General features: G+C 39.7%; 2 protein-coding genes. One reads left to right on the forward strand and one right to left on the reverse strand.

The genetic code is table 11. From position 1 onward, the window contains the following. The first annotated feature begins 281 nt into the window (after positions 1 to 281). Positions 282 to 3002 carry a hypothetical protein gene (locus GCHA_RS05250; RefSeq protein WP_318248937.1) on the forward strand — a complete coding sequence of 907 codons (2721 nt, stop codon included), beginning with the start codon at positions 282 to 284 and terminating at the stop codon, positions 3000 to 3002. Positions 3003 to 3531: 529 nt separating this feature from the next. On the opposite strand, the gene GCHA_RS05255 is transcribed toward GCHA_RS05250, so the two are convergent. Beyond that, positions 3532 to 4134 carry a hypothetical protein gene (locus tag GCHA_RS05255; RefSeq protein WP_007985862.1) on the reverse strand — a complete coding sequence of 201 codons (603 nt, stop codon included), beginning with the start codon at positions 4132 to 4134 and terminating at the stop codon, positions 3532 to 3534. Between the last annotated feature and the right edge of the window lie 1040 nt (positions 4135 to 5174).

The raw sequence follows: 5174 nt of genomic DNA on the forward strand, positions 1-5174 counted from the left end.
CTTCGATGCTCGGGGTGACTTGAGTCGGTGAATAAAACAAAGCATGCGCTGCGCTTATTTATAAGCACAGAAAAATACTCGTTACCTTCGACTATTCCGGATAACAGCAAGATCTTGGAAGTTTTCCGTGTTTCCAAAAGGAAAAAGCATAAAGATGGAAAAAATTTAACCTGTACAACAAGTTACGGTGTATGCTAAAAAAGACAGATGGGGAAAGGCAAAAAATTTCCAGATATAAATATTGTTATGACTGCAATACGAATTACAAAAGGATTTGAAAATTGAGCAATGAAATAAAAAGAAAAACCACTATGCTTCTTCATCAAATTGAAGAAGCATTGGGGAGATTTGTTTTGAATAATGGCGATATAGACTCCCTTAATTTAGACAGCTTAGCAAACATTCACCAGCGTGAAGTCGACAAAGGGAGAGTTTTTAATCGCAATTCAATTAAAGATGTTGTTGAAGCAACTTACCTTGATGAGTTGTTCGGTTTTGCATTAGATATTGCTCAAGATAGTAGCATAATAGACTCGATAAATTACTTATACTCACTTTTCCACCATCTGGATATATATGAGATAAGGAATGCAATATCTCACCCAAATAGGCCTTTCTGGGATTGCTATTGGTATCGGGTGGCTGCAATAGCAAGTGACCCTGTTAACGAGATTTTAGGTCTAAGTGAAGTTAAGACGGCATTAGAGTCAGCAGAAACTGGCGTAATAACTGACCCGCCTGAAGATTGGGTAACTAAAGTCATTTGGCAAATTCCTAATAACCTACCTGAACAATTCGATCACGGTGTTACAGGCTTAATTGGTCGTTCAAGAGAATTGCAGGAACTAAAAAAATACATTTCAAATCCACGTGTCAATACAATAGCACTAGTCGCACCAGGTGGTTCAGGTAAGACAGCACTTGCTTTGGACTTGCTAAACACAATTGTTTCTACACCAAGTTTCTCTAAGTCGCTGGACGCTGTAGTTTTTATCACAATGAAAACAGAGAAGTTGACTTCTGAAGGAGTGGTTTCTTTAGACTCGATTGAAACTATGGAGGAACTTAAAAATAATATCCTTCAATCGATCAATCAAATTTATGATGAATCATTTTCTTCTTTTGAAGAAGCAAAGGATAAGATGGTAAGCCAGAAAATATTACTTTGTATCGATAATCTCGAAACACTTTTGAGAGAAAAGCAGGATAGTTTCGAGGAGCTCAACTATCAGCTACCACCGACTTGGCAAGTATTGGTCACAAGCCGAATAGCTGTGTCTAATGCAACAATACTAAGCTTAGAAACACTAAAAGAAAAATCAGCAATTCATCTGGCAAGGACTTATTTATCAAAAAGAGGTGGGCAATCTCTAGATGAAACTGCATATACCCAATTAACTAAGGGCTGTTTTTTTAATCCACTCGCTATTCGCTTAACAATTGACCTAATAGTTACTGGTCATGACATGCCACGATCACTTAATGTAGCAAACAAGGAAATTGCGGAGTTTTCCTACAATAATCTTATAGGTGCTCTATCAAAAGATGCTGTAGAGATTCTGGAAACGATTTTTGTGGAAGATACTTCTACTAGATTCTCACTATGTGAGCTTTTGGGGAAGTCAATAGATGAAATTTCAGCTGCAGTAGGTGAGCTTTCAAAAACTAGTTTAATTAGTAGATCCTCATCAGAAGAAGAGGAATCATATAGGTTAAGCGACTCAGTTCGAGACCTTCTATTGGTTTCACCGAGGAACATAGAAGTACGAAGTAAAGTTCAAGCTGTAATACATAAGCGTAGGAACTTATCAAATGAAATTGATATAAGGCAAAATCAAAAAGAACTTCCAGAATGGCACTATGACTATATTCCAAATGATACGAACCCTAATCTCAAAATTCTAATAACAGAAGTCAACAATGGAATAAGAAAGTCTAGAAAAAATACGGATGTAGCGGTTAGTCTATTCAGAAAACTCAAAGATTCAAAATTTATCCATGATGGAAATAGTCTTTATCATAGGGCATTTGGGCGGGTATTAGAGGCTTTAAAAGATTTTAATTCAGCAGAAGAGCAATACAAGCTGGCAAAAAAATATGAGAAACAAAACCCTTCATCTTATTACCTTCTAGCTCGAATGTACCATGCAGTAAAGAAGTTTGATTCTGCCCAAGAATTATATGAACAGTTAATCTCTATGGGTTGGACTTGCGAAGAGCATCACATAGTAAATTTTGGTAAAAGTATATATAGCGGATATTTTCTTTCGTTGCTATTTTCCGGCCAATACGAACAAGTCTTTGAAAAAACAAAAAAATGGAAAGAGTCTGGGCCATATAGATCAACTCTAGGCACTTATAGAGCAAGTGCCTGGAAAAGAAAAATGGAAAATTTAGTTGATACAGACCCTGCCGGAACCGTTGATGCTCTTGTTCGGGCAACTAGAATATTATCTGATGTATTCCGCAATGAAGGGTATTCAAGGACTGCTAACAAGCAAGCGGTAAAGATATTTGAAGAGATTGAGTTCTGTTATTCAAGACAACAATATTATCTTAAATTTTGTGACGAAGGGAAGGAGTTATTTGCGTTCGTTCATGAACATATTTTCGAAATAGGCCAACTTTATTATTCTAGAAGAACTATTGAAGATATTATTAAGGAGTTCTCAGTGTTAGAGTTGAAGGGTAACCCTTTCAAGAACCTGCCTAATAACTCTGCTGCTAGTTTTGATTACGCCGATGAAAAAGAATTCGATGCTTCTGGGTTGATTGAAGTTAAGGTAACCAATAGACCAAAAGACAAAGCAAGCTTTCTCTTTTCAAAAGATTCATCTCATCAAGATTATTTTTTGCATTATGATAATTTTAAAAATGGCAATTGGCGTGACTGGTGCCAACTATCTATAGGGCAGAAGCTAAATATAGTCCCATCAGAAAATAGTGACAATGGAAAGGCTATTAGTGCGAAGGAAATATATCTTGAAAGCACATGGAATTAACAGGACACCCATGATAATTCATTTCAGATCCGCACTATAAAATGCCGCTTTTTTAGCGACGTAGTCGCTGCTTTGGTTCACGACTCCAATTTTCCATTTTTTTAATTGGCTTGTCAGATGTCCAGACATGGACGTCTGGACAAGGCGAAGTGCTTTACAGGGATGTTACCTTTCGCCGTTCTGGCATTGAAGACAATTAAAAATATGGATCAAAAAATTGGTTGGAGATCGGCTTCTTTTGCTTACTTTTCTTAGCTGTTGAAGAAAAGTCAGTTGGACGAAATGGATTTCGTTTGAAAAAAGGCATGGATGCCGTGTGCGAAGCACATACTCCCAGCGCGAAGCGTAATCTCAGTGTGCGCAGCACATAAGTGAGCGCAGCTCATAAGGTAAGCGAAGCGCATAGGTGAGCACCGCGAATGCTTGGTGCGCACAGCGCATGCCCTAGCGCAGCGTAATCTCTGTGCCAGCACATGCACTATGCACCGATGTTTATTTTTGATTTAACAAGACGCTTTCGCGTAAGACATTAATCTTCCTTACGGTAAATACTTATCAAGCATATCGCTAAAAGTAACGTCGCAATCACACCTGAGGCACCAGCAACACCTGAGGGAAGAAACCCGTCGCGGCCAAAGGTGATTAAAACTCCATTGGCAAGCATAGCAACTACACCCGCTAACGCTGTAATTCCACCTATCGCTTTGCCACCTTTAGCGATACTTGCCATTCCAAAAACAAGTGCTGCTAACCCCAATAGCATTTTGGCGGCATAGTAAATCATAAAAGATAAAGCAACCACGCCACCAATTAACGGTTGAGCCCCTTCAACATCACCCGCAACTTTTCCAAATGACGAAAATAAAGTCAGGCCAATACTCACCTGTACAATGTTAATAGCGGCACTAAACGCTATAGCCGACCATCCTAGTTGACAGTTTTTTGCCTGCACCATAGATGCACCGGCAAAAGCAACAAGAACAGTAAATATTAATGCTTCTAGCCCCCATAAAACTTGCCTTGAAAAGCTAACTTCAGCAACATAAAGGGCAGTATAAATAATCTGTGTTATCGCCACCAATAATACTAAAGATGCTGTAATTAGCATGGTGCGTTTGTTCGTAAACTCCATTGTGTACCTCTAATAATTTTAATTTTAAATTTAACGTTTTCACATCGCTCTATTTCACTAGATTAGCCCTAGCTGATATGGCCCAGCACAAATAAGTAGCAAATCACTAAAACGTTCTAAGAAATAGTTTTTATGTTGGATTGCATAAGACAGGGGAAGTTATTTAATTCTTTCACCTGGCAGGTGTACAGCACTCAAATATTATTTGCTCAGAAACTAATATCCGAAAACGCCTCTAAGCTAGCGGCGTAGCCGATTCTATTGGCGACGAAGTCGCTACTTTGGTTCACGACTCCAATTTTCCATCTTTTTAATTGGCTTGTCAGATGTCCAGACAGGGGTAAGCCCGTGGCTTTTAGGAGCAATGCTCCTATCGGGTGAACGATTCGCCATGGATGGCGAAGCCGGGTGAGACACCAAGGACGGCTTTAAACACCGTTTTGAATTATAGGGTTTCGAAGAGCTTAGTCAGCGAAGTGCTTTACAGGGATGTTACCTTTCGCCGTTCTGGCATTGAAGACGATTAAAAATATGGATCAAAAAATTGGTTGGAGGGCGGCCTTTACAAAGTACATCCTGTACTTTGCCCTTCGGGTCATCCTTTGGATGTTCAAAATGGTTCCCGACCATTTTGTCTTGGTGACTTCTTTTGGCTGTTGAAAGAAGTTACTGGCTCGTAGGGACGAGAGTCATACTCGTCATGCGACCGCCATGGATGGCGGAAGGTAGAGTAACGCAGGAGCAGTTACCGAGATGACGATAAGCGAAGCGCATAGTGAGCAAAGCGATTGCTTGGTGTGCGAAGCACATACTCTCAGCGCGCAGCGTAATCTTTGTGTGCGAAGCGCATAGTGAGCAAAGCGATTAATTAAGGCGACACCCATGATAATTCGTATCAAGTCCGCACTTGAAAACACCTCTAAATCAGCGGCGTAGCCGATTCTATTGGCGACGCAGTCGCTGCTTTTTTCTTTTGTTACCGACTCAAGTCACCCAGAGCATCGAAGACTTACACTGGATTAATGACATGGATGTCATTC

The sequence above is a fragment of the Paraglaciecola chathamensis S18K6 genome (assembly GCA_000314955.1).
Classification (GTDB): domain Bacteria; phylum Pseudomonadota; class Gammaproteobacteria; order Enterobacterales; family Alteromonadaceae; genus Paraglaciecola; species Paraglaciecola chathamensis.